General features: G+C 67.5%; 18 protein-coding genes, 1 tRNA gene and 2 pseudogenes. 14 read left to right on the forward strand and 7 right to left on the reverse strand.

From position 1 onward, the window contains the following. The first annotated feature begins 32 nt into the window (after positions 1–32). Both C8271_RS06085 and C8271_RS06090 read left to right on the forward strand, forming a co-directional pair. Complete coding sequence (locus C8271_RS06085) at positions 33–971, forward strand: aldo/keto reductase (RefSeq protein WP_106506557.1); 939 nt, start codon at positions 33–35, stop codon at positions 969–971. Continuing rightward, the gene (locus tag C8271_RS06090; RefSeq protein WP_106506558.1) at positions 961–1896 is read left to right on the forward strand and encodes an amidohydrolase family protein; all 936 of its coding nucleotides are present in this window, start codon (positions 961–963) and stop codon (positions 1894–1896) included. The genes C8271_RS06085 and C8271_RS06090 overlap by 11 nt, the downstream gene beginning before the upstream one ends. 38 nt (positions 1897–1934) lie before the next feature. Here the strand turns inward: C8271_RS06090 and C8271_RS06095 are convergent, their stop codons facing one another. Next, positions 1935–2720 carry a FadR/GntR family transcriptional regulator gene (locus C8271_RS06095; RefSeq protein ID WP_106507912.1) on the reverse strand — a complete coding sequence of 262 codons (786 nt, stop codon included), beginning with the start codon at positions 2718–2720 and terminating at the stop codon, positions 1935–1937. Positions 2721–3018: 298 nt separating this feature from the next. Between C8271_RS06095 and C8271_RS06100 the strand changes: the two genes are divergently transcribed. The 3 genes and pseudogenes from C8271_RS06100 to C8271_RS06110 form a co-directional block, all read left to right on the forward strand. After that, entirely contained in the window at positions 3019–5622 is a 2604-nt protein-coding gene (locus tag C8271_RS06100) for an ATP-dependent Clp protease ATP-binding subunit (RefSeq protein WP_106506559.1), read from the forward strand. Beyond that, complete coding sequence (locus tag C8271_RS06105) at positions 5619–6338, forward strand: DedA family protein (protein ID WP_106506560.1); 720 nt, start codon at positions 5619–5621, stop codon at positions 6336–6338. The genes C8271_RS06100 and C8271_RS06105 overlap by 4 nt, the downstream gene beginning before the upstream one ends. Then, positions 6335–6823, forward strand: a pseudogene (locus C8271_RS06110) (amino-acid N-acetyltransferase); the annotation flags it as partial. The gene C8271_RS06105 and the pseudogene C8271_RS06110, both read left to right, overlap by 4 nt. 82 nt (positions 6824–6905) lie before the next feature. On the opposite strand, the gene C8271_RS06115 reads toward C8271_RS06110, so the two are convergent. From C8271_RS06115 to C8271_RS06135, 5 genes are all read right to left on the reverse strand, one after another. Next, on the reverse strand, positions 6906–7853 hold the full coding sequence (locus C8271_RS06115) for an HhH-GPD family protein (protein ID WP_106506562.1): 948 nt from the start codon (positions 7851–7853) through the stop codon (positions 6906–6908). A 145-nt stretch (positions 7854–7998) separates the two neighbouring features. After that, positions 7999–8454 (reverse strand): large conductance mechanosensitive channel protein MscL, encoded by a 456-nt coding sequence (gene mscL, locus C8271_RS06120; RefSeq protein WP_106506563.1) that lies wholly within the window; start codon positions 8452–8454, stop codon positions 7999–8001. 60 nt (positions 8455–8514) lie between these two features. Continuing rightward, complete coding sequence (locus C8271_RS06125; protein WP_106506564.1) at positions 8515–9144, reverse strand: SAF domain-containing protein; 630 nt, start codon at positions 9142–9144, stop codon at positions 8515–8517. A 117-nt stretch (positions 9145–9261) separates the two neighbouring features. After that, positions 9262–9585: an FmdB family zinc ribbon protein gene (locus C8271_RS06130; protein ID WP_425428188.1), complete on the reverse strand. Its 324-nt coding sequence runs from the start codon at positions 9583–9585 to the stop codon at positions 9262–9264. A 91-nt stretch (positions 9586–9676) separates the two neighbouring features. Beyond that, a complete protein-coding gene (locus C8271_RS06135) occupies positions 9677–10423 on the reverse strand; it encodes a 5-formyltetrahydrofolate cyclo-ligase (RefSeq protein ID WP_106506565.1) in 747 nt (248 codons plus the stop codon). 45 nt (positions 10424–10468) lie between these two features. On the opposite strand from C8271_RS06135, the gene C8271_RS06140 reads away from it, so the two are divergent. The 9 genes from C8271_RS06140 (at position 10469) to C8271_RS06180 (ending at position 18893) form a co-directional block, all read left to right on the forward strand. Continuing rightward, positions 10469–11101 carry a GNAT family N-acetyltransferase gene (locus C8271_RS06140; RefSeq protein ID WP_245920963.1) on the forward strand — a complete coding sequence of 211 codons (633 nt, stop codon included), beginning with the start codon at positions 10469–10471 and terminating at the stop codon, positions 11099–11101. Between the two features lie 63 nt (positions 11102–11164). Then, positions 11165–12049 carry a hypothetical protein gene (locus C8271_RS06145; RefSeq protein WP_106506566.1) on the forward strand — a complete coding sequence of 295 codons (885 nt, stop codon included), beginning with the start codon at positions 11165–11167 and terminating at the stop codon, positions 12047–12049. Positions 12050–12063: 14 nt separating this feature from the next. After that, complete coding sequence (locus C8271_RS06150; RefSeq protein ID WP_245920965.1) at positions 12064–13296, forward strand: alanine racemase; 1233 nt, start codon at positions 12064–12066, stop codon at positions 13294–13296. Positions 13297–13330: 34 nt separating this feature from the next. Continuing rightward, positions 13331–14662, forward strand: a complete 1332-nt coding sequence (locus C8271_RS06155; RefSeq protein ID WP_245920968.1) for a D-arabinono-1,4-lactone oxidase — start codon at positions 13331–13333, stop codon at positions 14660–14662. A 78-nt stretch (positions 14663–14740) separates the two neighbouring features. After that, positions 14741–15583, forward strand: coding sequence for a molybdate ABC transporter substrate-binding protein (gene modA / locus C8271_RS06160; protein WP_106506568.1), 843 nt, complete (start codon positions 14741–14743; stop codon positions 15581–15583). Next, on the forward strand, positions 15580–16488 hold the full coding sequence (locus C8271_RS06165; protein ID WP_170957814.1) for an ABC transporter permease: 909 nt from the start codon (positions 15580–15582) through the stop codon (positions 16486–16488). The genes modA and C8271_RS06165 overlap by 4 nt, the downstream gene beginning before the upstream one ends. Continuing rightward, positions 16485–17804 carry an ABC transporter ATP-binding protein gene (locus C8271_RS06170; RefSeq protein WP_106506569.1) on the forward strand — a complete coding sequence of 440 codons (1320 nt, stop codon included), beginning with the start codon at positions 16485–16487 and terminating at the stop codon, positions 17802–17804. Before C8271_RS06165 ends, C8271_RS06170 begins: the two co-directional genes overlap by 4 nt. Next, a complete protein-coding gene (locus C8271_RS06175) occupies positions 17782–18678 on the forward strand; it encodes an inositol monophosphatase family protein (protein ID WP_106506570.1) in 897 nt (298 codons plus the stop codon). Before C8271_RS06170 ends, C8271_RS06175 begins: the two co-directional genes overlap by 23 nt. Positions 18679–18820: 142 nt before the next feature. Then, positions 18821–18893, forward strand: a tRNA-Ala gene (locus C8271_RS06180). 70 nt (positions 18894–18963) lie between these two features. Here C8271_RS06180 and C8271_RS06185 read toward each other — a convergent pair. After that, a pseudogene (locus C8271_RS06185) lies at positions 18964–20169 on the reverse strand (IS481 family transposase); the annotation flags it as partial. Positions 20170–20349 lie beyond the last annotated feature (180 nt).

Here is a 20349-nt window from a genome sequence, read left to right on the forward strand (position 1 = left end):
CAGCGACAGGCAGACGGCGAAGGAGAAGGGTCATGAGTGCGGATCTGAAGTTGCCGGAGCTCGGCTTCGGTGCGGCGCAACTGGGCAATCTGTACCGACCCACCCCGCCGGAGACGGCACAGGCTGCTGTGGACGCTGCCTGGGAGGAGGGCGTGCGGTACTTCGATACCGCTCCCCACTATGGGATCGGGCTGAGCGAAGAGCGGCTCGGCGCTGCGCTTGCTGCACGTCCACGGGACGAGTACTTGCTCTCGACCAAGGTGGGTCGTCTGCTGATGCCGGGCCCCGGCACCGGCGATGACATGGCGCATGGGTTCGCCGTGCCGGATTCTCGACGGCGGGTATGGGATATGAGCGCAGACGGCGTGCGGCGCTCCCTCGAGGAGTCCCTCGAAAGAATGGGCCTGGACCGCATTGATATCGCGTACCTGCACGACCCTGAGGAAGGTCCGACCCAGCAGGCGTTTGACGACGCGTTACCAGCGCTTGAGCGGCTGCGCGAGGAGGGCGTGATCCGCGCCTTCGGCGTCGGCTCCAAAGATCCTGTGGCGCTTGACCGAGCGTTGCGTACCGCAGACGTGGACGTGCTCATGATGTCTGGTCGGTACACGTTGCTGGACCGTCGTGCGCAGGATGATCTGCTGCCCGACTGCGTAGACCGCGGTGTGCAAGTAGTGGCGGTCAGCGTGTTCAACTCAGGGATCCTCGCGCGCCCCACTCCTGCGGACAACGCGCTGTTCGAGTATGAGCAAGCCTCCTCGGAACTGCTCGAGAGGGCCCGTGCGATGGCCGTGCTCGCAACCGAGAATGGGGTCGAACTGCCTGACCTTGCGGTGCGCTTCCCCTTGCGGCATCCGGCAATCGCTTGCGTAGTGCTGGGTATGCGCACCCCCGAACATGTCCGGCAAAACGCTGCCCGGATGCGGGTCAGCATTCCCGAGCGGATCTGGCAGGCGATCGATGAGCTCTGACCCGGCAAAGAGCGCCGCGGTCCGAACCCGCCTCACGGATGCGCACCTTCACGTCTGGCAGCTCGACGCCAGTGAGTACGCCTGGTTGCGTGCTGCGCCGGAGCACCTGCGCGCGCATGTGGATGAGGCGGAGGCGCTCGTCGCGATCGAGCAGCTCGGCGCCGATCGGGTCGTGCTTGTACAGGCAGACGACACCCAATCCGATACTCGACGCTTGCTCGATTTGGCGTCCCGCTGGGAAGGGTGCCGTAGCGGCGCGCTCCGGGCCGACGTCGTGGGGTGGATGGACCTCACCGAGCCCGCACTCGTGCACGAGTCCCTGACAGATCCCGCGCGGGAGTCACGTCTGGTCGGTGTGCGCCAGCTTATCCACGACGATCCGGATCCGGGCATTCTGGATCGGCCCGCTGTGGCCGACAGCCTTGACCTGATTGCAGCGGCGGGGCTCGCATTCGATGTGCCAGACGCTTTTCCCCGCCATATGGTGCAAGTAGGTCGTGTTGCGCAGGAGCATCCGTCGCTTCGTGTGGTGCTAGACCATCTGGGTAAACCTCCGCTCGGTGAAGCTGACGGAATGCGCCGGTGGGCCCGCGAGATCGAGGCGCTCGCCGAGATCGGATCCGTGTTCTTCAAGATCTCCGGCCTGGCAACCTCAGGTGACGGATACTTCACAGCAGATCCCGTCGTCGGAGACGTCGTCGGCTTCCTGCTGGATCTGGCAGGTCCGCAGCGTTGTCTGTTCGGCAGCGACTGGCCGATTGCGCCCCGGTCCCGACTGATGAGAGACGGGGCGATCCCGCTGCGCGATCACATCGTGCGCACCTTTCCGGAGTGCGCCGATCAGATTCTGCATGGCACCGCGGAGCGTGTGTATCGGCGCAGAGAGGGACCAGAAGTGGTCAGCGCGGCGTGCCCGGTCGCGTGATTCCTTACAGCGCGGGATCCGTTTCGCCGCCTGAACGCCTAGCCCGCCGCGTCATCGTCGTGTGCCTGAGCTGCTTCGGCGGGCTGCCCAGCCGGGTCGGCTGCGTCGAGCTCCGGGTCGAAGGCCGGTACCGGATCATGGCGCAGCCACGTCTCCACCCCTGCCACATGTGCAGCGGCGTAGGTCGCGGCCAGATCGGCGTGACCTGATTCAAGAGCTTCGAGGATGCGGTGATGCTCATCGAGGGTGCGGCGGATTGCCTCGTTCTCGTGCAGGCCCCGCCACAGCCGTCCGCGCGCTGTCGACGTTGCGAATGCGTCGAGCAGTGACGTGAGGTACGGGTTGCCGCAGCGGCGGTTGATCAGGTGGTGGAAGGTGATGTCCGCCTGGACCAGGGTGTTGATCTCGGTGTCCTCGCTGAGCGGCGCCATGAGGTCGCGAAGGCTCTGCAGATCCTCGTGCGTGAGGTGGGGCGTTGCCATGCCGACTGCTGCGGGTTCGAGCAGGCGGCGCACCGCCATGATGTCCACGACCGCGGTGTCGGGGTGCACGTCGAGGGTGAAACCGATGGCATAGGTCAGGAGCTCGGGCTCGAGTGAGGTGACGTAGGTGCCGTCGCCCTGTCGTACATCGAGGATCTTCAGCACAGACAGTGCTCGCACTGCCTCGCGCAGGGAGTTGCGGCTGACACCGATCTTCTCGCTGAGCTGTTTCTCCGGAGGGAGCCGGTCTCCGGGACGCAGCTGCCCGGAGGCGATCATCGCTTTGATCTGCTGGATGGCGCGGTCTGTGACCGCCACCTGTCCGGTATTCGCACTGGTCATGAGCGATGCATCCTCCCTGATCGCAGTGGCCACCGATGGTTCGTTCGCGGCGCAGCTTCGGCGCTCCAGCCTAGCAACAGACATCCGATGTTCAGTGCTGAGTGCTGCGCGATCGCGTAGTGGGCGCACAGCCGGCGACGCGATGGTCAGCGCGTAGCGGGGGAGGGGAGGTGACCCAGCCCGCGCAGTCATCGGCCCCGTGTGGATCATTCGCGATCACGCCAGCGGCGAACAGGAGTTCCTTCGTCCCAGGAACCGCGTACTCTCGATCCATCACCACCACTGGACGGGGAGGACCATGTTCGAGCGCTTCACCGATCGCGCGCGGCGCGTCATCGTTCTGGCACAGGACGAGGCTCGCCTTCTGAACCACAACTACATCGGGACCGAGCACATCCTGCTGGGCCTGATCCACGAGGCCGAAGGCGTCGGGGCGAAGGCGCTGGAGTCCCTGGGCGTCACTCTCGAGGGCGTGCGCGACCAGGTACGGGAGATCATCGGCGAGGGCAATCAGGCTCCGTCCGGCCATATCCCGTTCACCCCGCGCGCCAAGAAGGTTCTTGAGCTGAGCCTGCGCGAGGCGCTGCAGCTGGGGCACAACTACATCGGGACCGAGCACATCCTGCTGGGTCTGCTGCGTGAGGGTGAGGGCACCGCGGTCAAGGTGCTCTCTCGCCTCAAGGTCGAGCCGTCGGATGTTCGCCAGGAAGTCATCGAGCGACTGTCCGGATACCAGGGCAAGGAGCCGGCGACTGCCGGAGGCCCTGCAGAGGGGCAGCCGTCCGGCTCACTCGTGCTCGACCAGTTCGGCCGCAATCTCACCCAGGCCGCCCGTGACGGCCGCCTGGACCCGGTGATCGGACGTGAGGCCGAGGCCGAGCGTGTCATGCAGGTGCTCTCTCGCCGTACGAAGAACAACCCGGTTCTGATCGGCGAGCCCGGCGTGGGCAAGAGCGCCGTGGTCGAGGGGCTTGCGCAGTCGATCGTGGCCGGTGACGTGCCGGAGACGCTCAAGGACAAGCAGCTGTACACCCTGGACCTCGGATCTCTGGTGGCGGGCTCCCGTTACCGGGGTGACTTCGAGGAGCGTCTGAAGAAGGTGCTCAAGGAGATCCGCACCCGCGGCGACATCATCCTGTTCATCGATGAGATCCACACCCTCGTCGGCGCAGGCGCGGCGGAGGGCGCGATCGACGCTGCGTCGATCCTCAAGCCGATGCTGGCTCGCGGTGAGCTGCAGACGATCGGCGCCACCACGCTCGAGGAATACCGCAAGCACATTGAGAAGGACGCCGCGCTCGAGCGCCGCTTCCAGCCGATCCAGGTCAACGAGCCGTCGGTGGCGCTCACCATCGAGATCCTCAAGGGCCTGCGGGACCGGTACGAGGCGCATCACAAGGTGACCATTACCGATGGTGCGCTCGTGGCCGCCGCGAACCTGTCGGATCGCTACGTGAACGACCGCTTCCTGCCGGACAAGGCGATCGACCTGATCGACGAGGCCGGTGCCCGTCTGCGGATCCGCCGTCTGACTGCTCCGCCGGAGCTCAAGGAGTTCGACGCCCGCATCGAGCAGACGCGCAAGGAGAAGGAGGAGGCGATCGACGGGCAGGACTTCGAGCTCGCCGCCTCTCTGCGTGACCAGGAGCAGACCCTGAAGACGGAGCGTGACGAGAAAGAGAAGGCCTGGCGTCACGGTGACTCTGATGCTGTCACCACCGTGTCGGAGGAGACGATCGCTGAGGTTCTCGCCGCCGCGACCGGCATCCCGATCGTGAAGCTCACGGAGGAGGAGTCCTCCCGTCTGCTGCACATGGAGGACGAGCTGCATAAGCGCGTGATCGGCCAGGACGAGGCGATCAAGGCTCTCTCCCAGGCGATTCGACGCACCCGCGCCGGCCTCAAGGACCCCAAGCGCCCCGGCGGATCGTTCATCTTCGCCGGCCCCACCGGCGTGGGCAAGACGGAGCTCGCCAAGGCGCTCGCAGAATTCCTCTTCGGGGATGAAGACGCCCTCATCCAGATGGACATGTCCGAGTTCGGTGAGAAGCACACTGCCTCGCGGCTGTTCGGTTCCCCGCCCGGATACGTCGGCTACGACGAGGGCGGCCAGCTCACCGAAAAGGTGCGCCGCAAGCCGTTCTCCGTGGTGCTGTTCGATGAGGTCGAGAAGGCGCACGTCGACATCTTCAACTCGCTGCTGCAGATCCTCGAGGATGGCCGCCTCACCGATTCGCAGGGCCGCACGGTCGACTTCAAGAACACCGTCATCCTCATGACCACCAACCTGGGCACCCGCGATATCGCCAAGGGCGTGTCGATGGGCTTCCAGGCCGGCGGCGACCTGTCCACCGACTACGAGCGGATGAAGGCGAAGGTCCACGAAGAGCTCAAGCAGCACTTCCGGCCCGAGTTCCTCAACCGTGTGGACGACGTGGTGGTTTTCCCGCAGCTCAGCCAGGAGGAGATCGTTCAGATCGTCGACCTCATGGTCGCGAAGCTGTCCACCCGCCTCGCGGAGAAGGACATGACGCTCGAGCTGACCGAGGCCGCCAAGCAGGTGCTCGCGGAGAAGGGCTACGACCCGGTTCTCGGTGCGCGCCCGCTGCGCCGCACCATCCAGCGGGACATCGAGGATGCCCTATCCGAAAAGATCCTGTTCGGCCAGGTGCATCCGGGCGACGCCATCGTTGTGGACGCGGAGGGTGAAGGCATCCTGGGCGAGCTGCGCTTTAGTCGCCGCCCCGCGGGCTCGGAATCGGTTGAGCCGATCTCGGATGAGGTCGACATCTCCGCGATCACCCAGGCGCGTGCAGAGGAGGTCACGCACCCCGACGCCGAGGGCGGCAGTGACGACAGCGACACTGCCGCGCCAGACGCTCCAGTGCACGAGACCCCGTGACGTTCCCCGGCGCGCACGTCCTGGAAGACTGGATCCTCACCATTGCGGATGCATGGTGGGTGCACCTGGTTGTTCTCGTGCTCGCCGGGCTCGACGGGTTCTTCCCGACGGCGCCGAGCGAATCGGTGATCGTCACGCTGTCCTCGCTCTGGGCGAGCTCCGGATCACCTGTGCTGTGGCTGCTGGCGCTCGCCGCCTGGCTCGGCGCCTGGGCCGGTGACAGCACCGGCTACCTGATCGGCCGCACCATCGGCTGGCAGCGATTCCGCTTCTTGCGTGAAGGCAAGGGCCGACGCGCCGTCGAAGCGGCCGACCGAGGGCTGAACCGTCGCGCACTGCTGTTCCTGATGACCGCCCGCTACATCCCCTTCGGGCGTACCGCGGTGAACCTCGTGGCCGGTGCCGTGCAGTACCCGTACCGCTCGTTCTGGCCACGATCGCTGCTGTCCACATTTGTGTGGGCGATCTACTCCTGTGCGATAGGGGCCGTGGCCGGTTCATGGTTCGGTGACCATCACACCGTGGCTGTGCTCGTGGCACTGGTTGCGGCGGTGGTCATCGCGCTCGTTGTCGAACGGGCCGTGACGATGCTGCACAAGTGGCTGGATCGACGCCTCGAGCGCCGCACCGAAGCAGACGGCGACGAGGCGTCCGTACGGACTGAGCTTGCGCTCGCAGCTGCATCGCCGGGCCACGTGCAGAAGGAGGAACGGTGAGCGTCCGGATCAGAGCCGCCCGCCCTTCCGACGTGCGCGCGATCGACCGTCTTGTCCAGCCGCTCGCGCACCGGCAGATCCTGCTGGGCAAGGACCTCGTGGCGTACTACGAGGCGATCCAGGAGTTCCTGGTCGCCGTGGATGAGAACGACACCGTGATCGGCTGCGGTGCACTGCACGTGATGTGGGAGGACCTCGCCGAAGTTCGCACACTGGCAGTGGACGAATCCCAGCGGGGCACGGGCATTGGACATCGGATGCTCGTGACACTTCTCGGACGCGCCGCACAGCTGGGTATTCACCGCGTGTTCTGCCTGACCTTCGAGGTCGACTTCTTCGCTCGTCACGGTTTCACGGTGATGGAGGGGGACGCCGTTGATCCCGAGGTATATGCCCAGCTGCTGCGCTCGCCCGATGAGGGTGTCGCCGAGTTCCTGGACCTGGCGCGGGTCAAGCAGAACACGCTGGGCAACACCCGGATGATCTTCGAGGCTCCCATAGCGGGGCTCAGCGAGGAGGCGCCGGATATCGGGCCGTCGAGCCTCGCCGGGTCCGGCGCGCAGGACCTTAGCTCGGCAGCTCCAGATCACCGGAACGCCTGACAGCCAGAGCGTCGTCGACCAAGGAGCGAGCACAGCGCTCGACCCGATCGGGATCCTCAGGATCCAGTCGCAGGAGATCAGCATCCGTGGCGCGGCCGTGCGTGCGCAGAATCTTCATGATCCGCCCGCGCATCTGTCGATCGGTGCCCTCGAAACGTTGCACACGCCGCTGTGCAGAGGGATCAGCCGCAGGTGATCCGGCGGCGACCCAACGGCAGTCGCCCGCAGCCAACGGGCATTCTTCACAGCGAGGCCGCCGAGCCGTGCACACGAGTGCGCCGAGCTCCATCACGGCCTGATTCCATGCCACGGATCGGGCGCGATCCTCGGGGACCTGCGCTGCCGCGATACTGCGTTCGGCAGCCGTGAGTGATGACTCGGGCAGGGCACACCCGCGGACGGCTCGCGCCAGGACGCGACGCACATTGGTATCCACCACCACTGCTCGTTGCGCGAAGGCGAAAGCGCTCACCGCTGCAGCGGTGTATTCCCCGATGCCGGGCAGTGCCCGCAATGCTTCTTCTGTTCGCGGGACCTCGCCATCATGCTCTGCGGTGATGGCGCGGGCACATTCCTGGAGCCGTAGGGCACGCCGTGGATAGCCGAGCGTGTCCCAGGCCCGCAACACGTCTGCTGTGCCCGCCTGCGCGAGATCAGCCGGGCGTGGCCAGCGCTGCATCCATGCGGTCCACCGGGGCAGCACTCGGACCACCGGGGTCTGTTGCAGCATGATCTCGGAGACCAGAACGCCCCAGGGGGAGGCGGTGGCTCTGCCCCACGGGAGGTCACGGTGGTGGGCGTCGTACCAGGCGATCACGCTATCGACCGCGTCGTCGTCGAGCAGCACCGGGGCGGCGGGCGCCGTGGCTGCACGGAGGGTCGCGGGGGAGCGGGAAGCGGAGGCAGACGGCATCCGAGGATGGTATCGGTTCCGCGTGGCGCAATGGTGCGCGGAACAGTGGAGGATGCAGACAGCAATACGGGGCGGGACCTGTCGGTCCCGCCCCGTGTTCAGTGCTCAGCGCTGAAGAGTTCTCAGCATGAGCCTCTCAGGGAGCTCAGGCCACCGGCCCCTGGGGGTTCTGGGGAGGCTGCGGAGCAGACTGCGCAGCGGCGGCGCCACCATTCTGGGCCTGGAGGAGGTTACGGATCTCGGTGAGGAGGGCGATGTCCTCGGGGATCGGATCCTCTTCCTCAGCGGGCAGGCCGCGGCTCTTGCGGGCCATGGCGCGTGCCTGGGCGATCGGCATCACGAACACGAAGTAGACGACGGCCGCTGTGATCAGGAAGGAGATGATTGCGGAGAGGATGGCGCCGATGTCCACCAGCGTGGAGGGGTTGGTGATGGTGAACGCAAGGCCATTCACGTTGCCTCCGCCGAACACGTTGATGATCGGCTGGATCAGGTTCTCGACGAAGGCGTTGATCAGCGCGGTGAAGGCACCACCGATCACGACACCGACAGCGAGGTCGATGACGTTGCCCTGCATGATGAAGTTCTTGAAGCCCTTCATGGCAGAAGTCCTCGATTCCAAAGAGGGGGCGGGATATACCGCCGACTCGGCGGTCCGAAACTAGTTGACCACAAAGACGACCAGTCGACCGTCCGTGTGGGCGTGGGCTATGTCTCCTGAACGCCCTCGTGCCACTGCGACCAGCACCGATACCGACGATGTGTCGCCTGAGGCGAATGCCGCGTCGGGCGCGCTGCTCTCGGGCACCGTGACGACGGTCGCGTCAATGGGGTCGGCGCTGGTTCCGTCGGGAGCGATGGCGACGAGCCCGAGCTTGGTGCCGGGGTGCAGCTGATCGTGAAGTGCCGCGGGTGCGGCCACCACCATGGTGATGCTGCCCGGGGGTGGATCGCCGGGCTCTGCAGCGAGCAGCCATGGGGCGAGAAGCGCCGATGCGGGAAGATCCGTAGTGACCCGTTGGCCGATCAGGTCCTGAGGATCCGTGATCGTGTGCGGGGGTGCGACAGACGCAGCGACGGTGCGGATGTCGAGGTCCTCAGCGGTGAGCACCGTTCCCTGTGGCACCGAGCGCGCGGTCACGACGACGTCGACCCCACGCGACGACGGTGGCACGAGGGCGGGGATGATCCCGGCGAGGATAGCGGCCAGTGCGAGGACCATGAGGGTGCGGCGGCGGCGTCGCAAGGCTCGACGCACCAGTGGTAGATGCGAGCGCAGTGAGGAGAGCATGCATTGACGCTAGGAGACGACCGCCGCGAAAAGCCCCGAAGGACGTCGGTGGGGGAGAACCTCGTGTGGGGAGGAAGCAGGGACGCGCCAGTCAGGCCAGTCAGAGCGCCCCTCAGGTCAGGACGCGTCCGAAGAACCCGAGGAACTGCTGCTCGTCGAGGAGCCGGCGGACGGCGCGGACGAGGACTCGGTCGACCCGGTCGAGGAACCGGAGGAACCGGAGTCGCTCGCAGTTGAGGAGCGGCGCGAATCGGTCGAGTAAAAGCCTGACCCCTTGAAGCTGATGCCCACGGTGTCGAACACTTTCCGCAGCGCATCGTGCTGACAGGAGGGACACGTCACGAGCGAGTCCTCACTGAAGCTCTGGTACTGCTCGAAGCGATGATCGCAGTCCTTGCAGGCATAGACATAGGTGGGCACGGGAACCTCCGGGGTGGTCATCGGCGCCAGAGCCGATCGGGCACCGCGGGGCATCGTACCGCTGATCGAGCCCACGCCGTGGCGATCCAGTGCACCGTGGCCACCGGGCAGGTCACGCAGCGGATGGCACCGTCCACAGCTCGTCAGCCGTGAGCACCGCGTCCACGCGTCGGTCATGGGGCTCCTGCGGCAGCGTGCCGGCCTCCACCAACTCGTGCGGATGCACCACCGCCACCACGCGCACACCTGGCCGCACGTGCCGCAGCGCTCGATCGTAATAGCCGCCGCCGTGTCCGAGCCTGGTGCCGGACCGGTCCACGGCCAGAGCCGGTGCGAGCACGAGATGCGCCGTGCGAAGCGCATCGATGCCCAGGCGTGGCCCCGTCGGTTCCGAGCCGAAACCGCGTCCCGGCGAGCGGACGAATTCGGAGGTGCCATCCCACAGCGCCCAGTCGAGGGCTTCCGTGCCCGTATCGACGGGGAACAGGGTGCGAGCGCCGCGAGAGAGCAGTGCGCGCACAAGGACCATCACGTCGGCTTCGAGGAGCATCGGGCTGAATGCGGAGACGAGCGGCTGATCCGTCAGCAGTCGTGTTCCTGTCGCCGACAGCTGCGTGTGCACCGCCGACGGGTCCCGATGTGCGGCTGACGGCTGCGCGTGCTCCACTGCCGTCGGCGATTGCTCCGTCGACGCGGGACCGAGCATGTCGAGCAGGTCGTCGATGCGCAGGGCAAGACGGGCTGCCTCGTCGGCACGCCGCTTCTGCCCGCTCTCGCCCTCATAGCGCTGTGCCCGTTCGGTTCGCAGGCGCCGGCGCAGGGCTTTCTTGACATCGGCGGGTGAGGTCGGGGTGGTCATGACGGCAGGATCCCACCCGCATGGCGTAACGCCTAACATGTCCGGGTGCACGCTTGGCCGCTGACTCTGCAGGACGCCGACCTCACTGTGCGGCCAATGCAGCGTCGGGACCGCCGAGCGCTACAGGAACTGCGCCGACGCAACCGCGATTGGCTGCAGCCCTGGGACGCCACAGACCCGCACGCCTCCGGCCCCGCTCCGAGCTTTGCCGCCCAGCTGCGCTGGACACAGCGCGAGGGGCGCGCCGGACGCGCGCTCGTGCTCCTCGTCCTTTTCGAGCGTCGGCTGGTGGGGCAGGTCAGCGCGGCCCCGATCGCCTACGGCGCGCAGCGCACAGCACAGATCGGGTACTGGGTCGACCAACGTGTCGCAGGCCAGGGCATCGCGCCGCGTGCAGCAGCACTACTGGTGGACCACCTGCTCGATGAGCTCGGCATTCACCGTGTGGAGGTGACGGTGCGGGCGGAGAACGCCGCGAGCATTGCGGTGGCGCGGAAGCTCGGCTTGCGCCATGAAGGAACGCGCCGCGGAGCTGTGCATGTGGATGGTGCCTGGCGTGATCACGAGGTCTACGCCCTGCTGGCGGAGGACCTGAGCGGATCTCGGGGACGCGGCCGGGTGCTCGCCCGCGTGCACAGGCTCCAGCGCAGTTCGGGCGGCAAGACGCCGTCGGCCTGATCCGTGGCCGACACGCCACGACGATGACCTGCTGAATCACAACGGTGTCATTACGCTTACCCCGTGGAGACCTTCAACCTCGGGGCGGTTCTTTTCGCCCTGCTGCTGCTTCTGTGGCTGGCGTACGCGCTGCCTCAGGTGGCGTCGCGTCGTGACCTGATGGGTCAGGCACGCGCCGCTGAGCGCGCAGAGGTCTCTGCCTCGGCCCGCGATCTGTCCGAGATCGCCCGCGCTCGCCGCCCTTCCCACGAGGTGACTGCCCCCATGAGAGACGACCGCCTGCTTCTGCGCCCCGCTGACCCGACGCGGCGCCCGCGCTTCGATGACGAGCCCGGCACCCGGATTGACCATGACCTCGAGCGCCACCGTTCCCGGCGGCTGCTGAAGGCCGTGCTGGCCGTGCTCGCTCTCGCGCTTGTCGCGGTGGGCGCTGCCGCAGCGCTCAGCTACGCGCCATGGTGGACCCCGATCATTCCGGCCGTGGCGCTCGGCCTGTATGTGATCGGACTGCGCCGCGCCGAGCTCGAGCGGCGCAACCGTGTGGCCCGCGCAGCACGGCGTGCACGCCAGGAGGCTGCCTCCGCAGGGCGCGCTGAACGGGCGGCCCGTCACGGGGTCGACGTCACCGAGCAGAGCGCCGGGACCGCTGCCGACACCGCAACCGGTGATCACGATCGCGCCGACGATCTGGATGCCTCGGCTGAACTGGCCGCGCAGCGCCTCGCGGCGCCCGGAGAGTGGGTTCCGCGTCCGGTGCCTCGCCCCACCTATGCTCTGCGCGGTGAGGTCGATGATCTCGCCACCCGCCACGCAGCGCACCGCGCCCTCATGGGTGCTCCTGTCGCATTCGAAGCCGATGACGTCGAGGAACTCGAAGCGGCCGACGAATCACTGCCGCCTGCCATGGACCTCGACCTGGATGCCGTGCTCGCCCGGCGTCGCGCCTGAACAGGAGTGCTGCGATGGGGCATTCTGCGGCGCAGATGAGCGCGATCGCCGCAGAACAGATCGCCCGCGTTGAGCGGGCACTGGCCAGCCACGGCACGCGTGAGTACCCCGTGGCCGTGCTCGACCTCGACTTCTTCGACGCGAACGCCGCAGACCTGGCGCGTCGTGCCGGTGGAACCCCGATCCGTGTGGCGTCGAAGTCCCTGCGGGTGAGGGCCCTGCTCGAGCGTGCGCTTGAACACACGGGCTTCCGCGGCATCCTCGCGTACACCCTCCCCGAGGCCCTGTGGCTCGCCTCCGCCGGGTATCACGACATCGTCGTCGCCTACCCAACCGTCGACCGCAGCGCATTGCGACGACTCGCGGAGGACCCCGCCGCGCGCCGCGCCATCACCGTGATGGTCGACGAGACCGCCCATCTGGACCTGATCGCCGATGCGACCACGGGGGTACACCTCGGTGGCACCCCGATCCGTGTCGCCCTGGAACTGGATGCCTCCTTCGCGCCCGTGCCGTCGGTGCGCTTCGGGGCGCACCGCTCACCGATGCATGCACCCGAACAGGTGTCGCGTCTGGCGAGGGAGGCCTCTGCGCGCCGTGGCCTACGGGTCGTCGGACTGATGGCGTACGAGGGGCAGATCGCCGGCGTGACGGACAGCGCCCGCACCCCGTACGGCGCCGCTGTGCGGGCCATGAAGTCGCTATCCTCCCGCGAGATTGCGACGCGCCGTGGCGAAACCGTTCGGGCCGTGCAGGAGGTGGCCGAGCTCGAATTCGTCAATGCAGGCGGCACGGGGTCCATCGAGAGCTCCGTGGCCGAAGACGTCGTCACCGAGGTCGCCGCTGGGTCCGGACTGATCGGGCCGGGCCTGTTCGACAACTATGTGGGGTTCGCGCCGCTGCCCGCGCTCCTCCTCGGCTTCACGGTGGTGCGTCGGCCCGCGCCGCGGGTCGCAACACTGCTGGGCGGTGGCTGGATCGCCAGCGGTGTGCCTGCCGCTGATCGGCTGCCCACCCTGTGGTATCCGCGCGGACTCACCTATGCGCCGCAGGAAGGCGCCGGCGAAGTGCAGACCCCGGTGATCGGTGATGCCGCCGAGGGGCTGCGCATCGGAGACATGGTGTGGCTGCGGCACGCGAAATCCGGGGAACCCGCAGAGCACGCGACCGTGTACCACCTGCTGCAGGGCGAGCACATAACGGATGTGACGCCCACCTATCGCGGCGAGGGCAGAATGTTCCTGTGACCAGCAGGTCGCAGACGTCGTCGAAGGAACCGATGTGAGCACGCGCCCGATCCCCACCCGAAAGCCCCGCCCTCTGCGGAACTGGAGCGGATCGGCCCGATGGACGCCCGGTGAGATGCTGCGTCCAACCGAGGAGACACAGATCGTCGCGGCGCTTCACCGGGCGCGACGGGCAGGTGCCACGCTGCGCGTCATCGGCGGTGGGCACTCCTTCACACCACTTGCGGCATGCGATGACACCGTCATGACACTCGATGGCTACCAGGGCCTCGTCCGTGCTGACGCCGCAACCGGACTGGTGACTTTGCGGGCCGGCACACGGCTGTGGGCCGTCGCCGATCTGCTGCGGCCACACGGCCTCGCGCTGTCCGTGATGGGCGACATCGACAGGCAGTCGATCGCCGGAGCAATCCAGACAGGTACGCACGGCACCGGTGCTCGATTCACCGGGTTCGCAGGCATGGTGCGAGGCCTGCGGATCGCCCTTGCCACCGGAGACGTGGTGGACGCCTCACCGGAACAGGACCGGGAACTGTTCGAAGCGGCCCGGCTGGGGCTCGGCGCGATCGGTGTGATCCTCGAGGTCACGCTCCAGTGCGTCCCCGCATACCGGCTCACGCTGCGCGAGAGCACCGAGAACATCGACGATGTGCAGACGCGGTTCCTCGACGACTCCGCGCACACCGATCACCACGAGTTCTTCTGGTTTCCCGGCACGCGCCGCGCGACCGTGCGCACCTCGCAACGCGTCGAGCTGGCGACGGCCCGCCACCGGCAGCACCGTGCGGTGGAGGCGCTCCAGCGCGAGGTGCTCGCCAACGGCGTGTTCGAGGTCTGCTGCCGGGCGGCCGCGCTCGTTCCACCGCTGAGCGGTCCCGTTGCCGAGATCGCCTCGCGAGCCTTCGCCGGGCCAGGCATGACCGACGACTCCCACCGGGTGTATGCCGCCCCGCGCCGAGTGCGGTTCCATGAATCCGAATGGGCGATCCCCGCCGAACACTTCGAGGAGGCGTTCGATGCGTTGCGCCGACGCTTCATCGATGAGGGCGTGCGCGTGACGTTCCCCCTGGAGATCCGCCGGGTGAGCGCCGACGACGTGTGGATGTCCACCGCGTCGGGGCGAGACAGCGTGTATATCGCCGCGCACCGCCATCATCTCGAGAGATCGGCGCCGTATCTGCTCATGGTCCAGCGCACGCTCGAGCCGTTCGCGGCCCGACCCCACTGGGGGAAGATGCATTGGCTCGGCGCACGTGAGCTGTGTCGGCTCTACCCGCGATTCGATGACTTCATCGCCGTGCGCCGCCGCACTGACCCTGACGGCATTCTCATGACTCCGTACATGCGTCACCTTCTGGGGGAGTAGAGCGCACAGTCGGATGTGTGACGGGTTGTAGATCCGCAGATGCGGAGTTTGGGATGGTTTCCGAGTAGGGTGCGGTGCATGACTGCACGCCCTTCGCGTCACGCTCCCCGTCGCACCGCTGCGCGGACTGCGACCGCCACGATCGCTGCCACCGCTGCGATTTCTCTGCTCGCGCTGTCCGCCTGCAGCAGCGGAGGAGGAACCGATTCCGCCCGTGGCGCCTCCGATGGTGGAGGCGCCGGGGGCGACACGACGATCACCGTCTTTGCAGCCGCATCCCTCACAACGGTGTACGGGGGACTCGAGGCGAGGTTCGAGAAGGAGAATCCCGGCGTCGACGTCGTGCTCAGCACCGGCGGCTCCTCCGATCTGGTCACGCAGATGGAACAGGGCGCCCCCGCCGATGTCTTCGCCAGCGCTGACGAGAAGAACATGGACCGGGCCGTCGAGAGCTCGCTGATCTCTGGCGAGCCGACACCGTTCGCCACCAATGAGTTGACGATCGCCGTCCAGCCTGGCAACCCCCACGGCATCGCCTCGCTGGCAGACCTGGAGAATCCCGACCTCTCAGTGGTCCGCTGCGCCGTCCCCGTGCCGTGCGGCTCTGTCTCCGACGCGGTCCTCTCTGATGCTGGTGTGACGGTCACGGCGGTCAGCGAGGAGAACTCTGTGACCGATGTGCTTGGCAAGGTCACAGCGGGCGAGGCCGACGCCGGGCTCGTCTACGTCACCGACGTCGCCCGCTCGGAGGGCGCGGCCGAGAGTGTCGAGATCCCCGAAGCCGCCGATCACCGCACCACCTATCCGATCGCGGTGACGTCTGGGGCGGCGGATCCCGACCTCGCGCAGAAGTTCGTCGACCTTGTCACCGGACCCGAGGGGCAGAAGGCCCTGGCTGACGCGGGCTTCGGCACACCGTGACCCAACGCCCCCCAGCCCTCATCATCGCGCTGGCGGTATTGGCGGCGTCCTGCGTTCTGCTCCCCCTGCTCTCCATCCTGTGGGGCGTGCCGTGGGAGGACGCGCTCGGCCTGTTCACGGCGCCAGAGTCTCAGCAGGCGCTGATGCTGTCACTTGGCACTGCGGGCATCGCTGCCGTGGTGTGCCTGATCCTCGGGCTCCCCCTCGCGCTCGTACTCACACGGACCCGCTGGCGCGGGCGAGCCGTGCTGCGAGCAGCGGTGCTCGTACCGCTCGTGCTGCCGCCGGTGGTGAGCGGTCTCGCACTGCTGATGACCTTCGGTCGTCGCGGACTGCTTGGCGGGCTGCTGGACACCCTCGACATCCGCATCGTGTTCACGACCATGGCTGTGGTGCTGGCGCAGATCTTCGTATCCCTCCCATTCACCGTGCTGACGCTCGAGTCCTCGCTGCGCACGCTGGGAACAGCTCAGGAAGTCGCGGCGGCCCAGCTCGGCGCAAGGCCGCTGCGCGTGCTGGTCACGATCACCCTGCCGCGGCTCATTCCGGCTCTCGTCACAGGCGTCGTGCTCGCATTCGCCCGTTCGCTCGGCGAGTTCGGCGCAACGCTGACCTTCGCCGGATCGATGCCCGGCCTCACGCGCACCCTGCCGCTCGAGATCTACCGGGTACGCGAGGTCAACCCCGACGCCGCCGCGACGTTGAGCCTGCTCCTGGTCATCGTGGCGTTCGCTGTGGTTCTGCTCGCCTATGCGGGCCCGACGCACATCCGTCGGCCCCGCAGCGGAGCCATGCCCATGCAGGGAGTCGCCGGCGCGGTAACTGCTGACGCCGCAGGCGGTGCACCGGCGCGGGACAGCCTGGGGCGGGCCGACGGGGGGGGAGTGGACGGTGAGGCACGATGACGGCGCACGGTCCTGATAGCGGTCTGCTGGTCGATATCACCGTTCCTGAACGGCACGTCGCGGTCCACACCTGCCTGCGCACAGGCCGCATCACCGCTGTGCTGGGGCCGAATGGTGCCGGTAAATCCACCATGCTCGGCGCGATCTCCGGTGCGGTGCCAGCCGCGGGGAGGATCCGGATCGACGGTGATGAGATCCTGCATCGCCCCATGCATGCGCGCGGCGTTACCCACCTGTCTCAGGATCCGACGCTGTTCACACACCTCAGTGTGATGGCGAACGTCGCGTACGGTGTGCGGGCGCGCGGTGTGTCTGCTCGTGAGAGCCGGGTGCGCGGCCGCGAGCTCCTGGATGCCGTGGGACTTGGTGGGCTCGAGAAACGTAGCGCCGGAGAGCTTTCTGGTGGACAGGGGCAGCGTCTGGCCCTCGCCCGCGCGCTCGCGACAGACCCGCACGTGCTGCTGCTCGATGAGCCCTTCGCTGCGCTGGATGTTGCCTCCCGCGCCCGCCTGCGCTCCCTGGTACGTCGGATGCTCACCGGGCGGACGGCGCTGCTGGTCACCCACGACGTACTCGACGTGCTCAGTCTTGCCGACGACGTGCTCGTGCTCGAGAACGGGCGCGTCGTGCAGTATGGCGCCTGCGAGGAGGTGCTCGCGCAGCCACGCACGACATTCCTCGCGCAGCTGACAGGGAAGGTGCTTGCCCGCGGTCGGCTCGAGAAGGACGCGGGCAGCGGTGACGCGGCCTGGGTGGTGACCGATGGTGGGCTGCGCTTGCCGGTGGCGGAAAGCGCCTCGGTGTCAAAGAGCGACGGGCGCCGCAGCACGATGCCCCATCGGGACCAGGGGCGCGCGTCAGAGTGTTGGCACGCTGCCTCCGATCGCGTCGGCGAGGCACCAACGTCCCCAGACCAGGAGCGGGTGCTCGTGCTGAGCGACCCCGCGCAGGTCAGGCTGGCCACCGAGCGGCAGGCTGAGACTGCCCCGGCAGGGCACGGCGCGAGAGGCGGGAACGCGGGCGCCACGCTCCGCGCTGAGGGGTTCGAACCGCACGGGACCGACTCCGATCGTCGCGCACGGGCCACGGCCCACGCCGCGGGGACAGAACCCTGCAGCACGGTCGACACGCATGTGGTGGACATCGACCGCATCGGGTCCCGCCTTCTCCTGCGCTGCCCGGAGCTCGCCGTCGAGGTGCCGTTGCACATCCGGGAGCGGGGTCTGATCGACATCGGCGCCGCGGTGAGACTGGAGGTGCCCGCATCAGCCATCCGGATCTACGCTGAAGGGGATGAACACCAGCCAGCTCCGTGACCCCGCGTCGGGTGAGACTCCCGCGCCGCGCCCCTCCGATCTGCTCGATATTGCCGTCGCGGCTGCCGCGAAGGCCGCCGACTACATCCGCACACTGGACCGCGATCACATCAGCCGCGAATACAAGACCTCCAGCCACGACATCGTCACCGAGCACGATCGTGCCTGCGAGGAGATCATCGTTGACTCACTGCGAGCGGCCCTGCCCTCATGCCGGATCCTCGGCGAGGAAGGCGGCGAGCGACCTGCCGACTCGCACACCGCCGAGGACCCCGAGCGCGTGGTCACCTTCTACGTCGACCCCATCGACGGCACCAGCAACTTCGCCGCTGGCCTGCCGCTGTTCTGCATCTCGATCGGCGTGGCGCTCGGCGAGGAACTCGTGGCAGGCGTAATCGACGCTCCGATCCTGGGCACCGTGTTCACGGCCGCCGACGGGCCGGCCATGGTCAACGGCCAACCGATCACACCCTCGCAGACCCGCCCGGCGGCCGACGCCCTGGTGGTCTCCGGCTTCCCCGGGCATCGGATCGCCACCGAATCTCCCGAGCTCGCCGGACGATTCAGTGTGGAGATGGCCCACGGTTTCTCCGCCTGCCGCCACCTCGGTACCGCCGCGCTTGAACTCGCCTACGTCGCGGCAGGATGGGCCGACGCGACCGCACTCGGCCTCATCAACTCCTGGGACGTCGCCGCCGGATTCCACATCGTCCGCCAGGCCGGTGGCAGCATCCGCACCTGGCCCGGTAACGGACCCGAATCAGCGCCAGACCATGAGCGCCCCGCCTACGTGGCCTGCAGGGGCCAGGAGCGGCTGGAGCTGCTGGACTCACTGATGGATCAGCTACAGGCCTCTCGCGAGAGGGAGCGGTGAGGTGACGTGCGTCCGGCGGTAGGCGCAGGGCACCTGGTGGACGCCGGCTGTGATCCTCGTCTAGGAGCCAGGTGCCCGGCGGTCGCGACACGGACCGGGTGCTAGGCTGTCCAGGTCGATCTGGCGCAAGCCGGTCGATCACGGGGCTATAGCTCAGTTGGTAGAGCGTTTCGTTCGCAATGAAAAGGTCCGGGGTTCGATTCCCCGTAGCTCCACGTATGTCCTGAGTCGCGACATCGTTGACAGACGGTGTCGCGGCTCAGGTTTTTTGCGTGGGTTCACTGACGGGCCGGAGTCCGGTCTCCTGGTGGGTGTGTTGTGGGTTCGGGGGAGCTTGGGCTGGTAGTCCCGGGCAGGGTCGATGCGGTGCTCAGCGATGATCTCGCCGGTGGTGGCGTCCGAGGTGACGGCGTGGTCGTCGTGGACCAGGATCAGGACGTGGCGGCCGGCGTGAGCGCGTCCGTAGCCGAGGTGACGCAGGCGGCCGGCGTAGCGCAGTGAGACTTTCCCGTTCTTGTCGATGCGGTCAACGCGGCAGCGCCATTCCGGTTCGGTCAGTGCGCTGCCGGGGGTGGCCTTGGGTAGAGCGGTGTAAGCCTGCGCGGGGGTGCGGCGGCCGGTGGCGCGGTGCGGGCGTTCGGTGTTGTACCAGGTCTGGAACTGGTCCAGCAGGGTCTGGAGGTCCTCGATGGTGTCGGGGCGGGGCCGGGAGGTAAGCCAGCGTTTGAGGGTCTGGTGGAACCGTTCGATCTTCCCCTGGGTCTGAGGGTGGCCGGGCCGTCCGTTCTTCTGACGGATCCGATGGGCCTGGAGGAGTTTCTCGAAGCCGTTACGGCCTCCACGGCGTCCGGCCAGACGCGCGGTGAACACCAGACCGTTGTCCGTCAGTGTCGATGCCGGGGCCCCATATGCGCTGATCAGGTGGTTCATTGCGGTGACGACCATGGCGCCGGAGAAGGCGGGTGCGGCCTGGATGTGCAGCAGGTAGCGGGAGTGGTCATCGAGGACGTCGAGGATCTCCACCCGTGCACCGGTGGCGAGGAAGGCGTGGGTGATATCGGCTTGCCAGCACTCGTTGGGCAGTTCTGCCTCGAAACGCCGGTAGGAGGAACGGGGACGTTTGCGGGGCTCGGGTGTGATCAGGCCGTGAGCGTGCAGGATTCGACGGATGGTCGCCGTGGACGGGGCATCGATGCCGTCGTTGTCCAGATGCCAGGCGATCGTTGCTGGTCCTGCATCAGCACCCTGGCGGGTGAGGGTCTTGCGCAGGGTGAGGATCCTCTGGCGCACCGCCTCCGGTGTGGTGCCGGGTCGTGAGCGTGGAGCTCGTGAGCGCGGCTCCAGGGCTTCGGGACCACCGAGCTGGTAACGCTGGACCAGGACATGGACCCACTGCCTGGAGACGCGGTAGCGCTCAGCCGCTTGGGCGTGCGTGAGGCCTTGTTCGAGGACGGAACGGACGATGACGAGGTTCTTGTTTTTGGAGCCCATGTCGCATCGTCGCGGCCAGGGCGTGTCAACAATGTCGCGACTCACCGGTCAACGAACACGACCCCTGGTTCGTCAACGATGACCCGACTCACCGGTCAACAATCAGCCGCGAGTTCCCTGCCCCGGACTGTCAACGATGTCGTGAACTCACACACCCGTAGCTCCACGTAAGATACGGCA

It is taken from the genome of Brachybacterium timonense (genome assembly GCF_900258505.1).
In the GTDB taxonomy this organism is placed as follows: Bacteria; Actinomycetota; Actinomycetes; order Actinomycetales; family Dermabacteraceae; genus Brachybacterium; species Brachybacterium timonense.

Coding starts and splice junctions, on each gene's coding strand:
- C8271_RS06085 (WP_106506557.1), top strand. CDS start 33: ATGAGTGCGGATCTGAAGTTGCCGGAGCTCGGCTTCGGTGCGGCGCAA.
- C8271_RS06090 (WP_106506558.1), top strand. CDS start 961: ATGAGCTCTGACCCGGCAAAGAGCGCCGCGGTCCGAACCCGCCTCACG.
- C8271_RS06095 (WP_106507912.1), bottom strand. CDS start 2,720: ATGACCAGTGCGAATACCGGACAGGTGGCGGTCACAGACCGCGCCATC.
- C8271_RS06100 (WP_106506559.1), top strand. CDS start 3,019: ATGTTCGAGCGCTTCACCGATCGCGCGCGGCGCGTCATCGTTCTGGCA.
- C8271_RS06115 (WP_106506562.1), bottom strand. CDS start 7,853: ATGCCGTCTGCCTCCGCTTCCCGCTCCCCCGCGACCCTCCGTGCAGCC.
- mscL (WP_106506563.1), bottom strand. CDS start 8,454: ATGAAGGGCTTCAAGAACTTCATCATGCAGGGCAACGTCATCGACCTC.
- C8271_RS06125 (WP_106506564.1), bottom strand. CDS start 9,144: ATGCTCTCCTCACTGCGCTCGCATCTACCACTGGTGCGTCGAGCCTTG.
- C8271_RS06130 (WP_425428188.1), bottom strand. CDS start 9,585: ATGACCACCCCGGAGGTTCCCGTGCCCACCTATGTCTATGCCTGCAAG.
- C8271_RS06135 (WP_106506565.1), bottom strand. CDS start 10,423: ATGACCACCCCGACCTCACCCGCCGATGTCAAGAAAGCCCTGCGCCGG.
- C8271_RS06150 (WP_245920965.1), top strand. CDS start 12,064: ATGGGGCATTCTGCGGCGCAGATGAGCGCGATCGCCGCAGAACAGATC.
- modA (WP_106506568.1), top strand. CDS start 14,741: ATGACTGCACGCCCTTCGCGTCACGCTCCCCGTCGCACCGCTGCGCGG.
- C8271_RS06170 (WP_106506569.1), top strand. CDS start 16,485: ATGACGGCGCACGGTCCTGATAGCGGTCTGCTGGTCGATATCACCGTT.
- C8271_RS06175 (WP_106506570.1), top strand. CDS start 17,782: ATGAACACCAGCCAGCTCCGTGACCCCGCGTCGGGTGAGACTCCCGCG.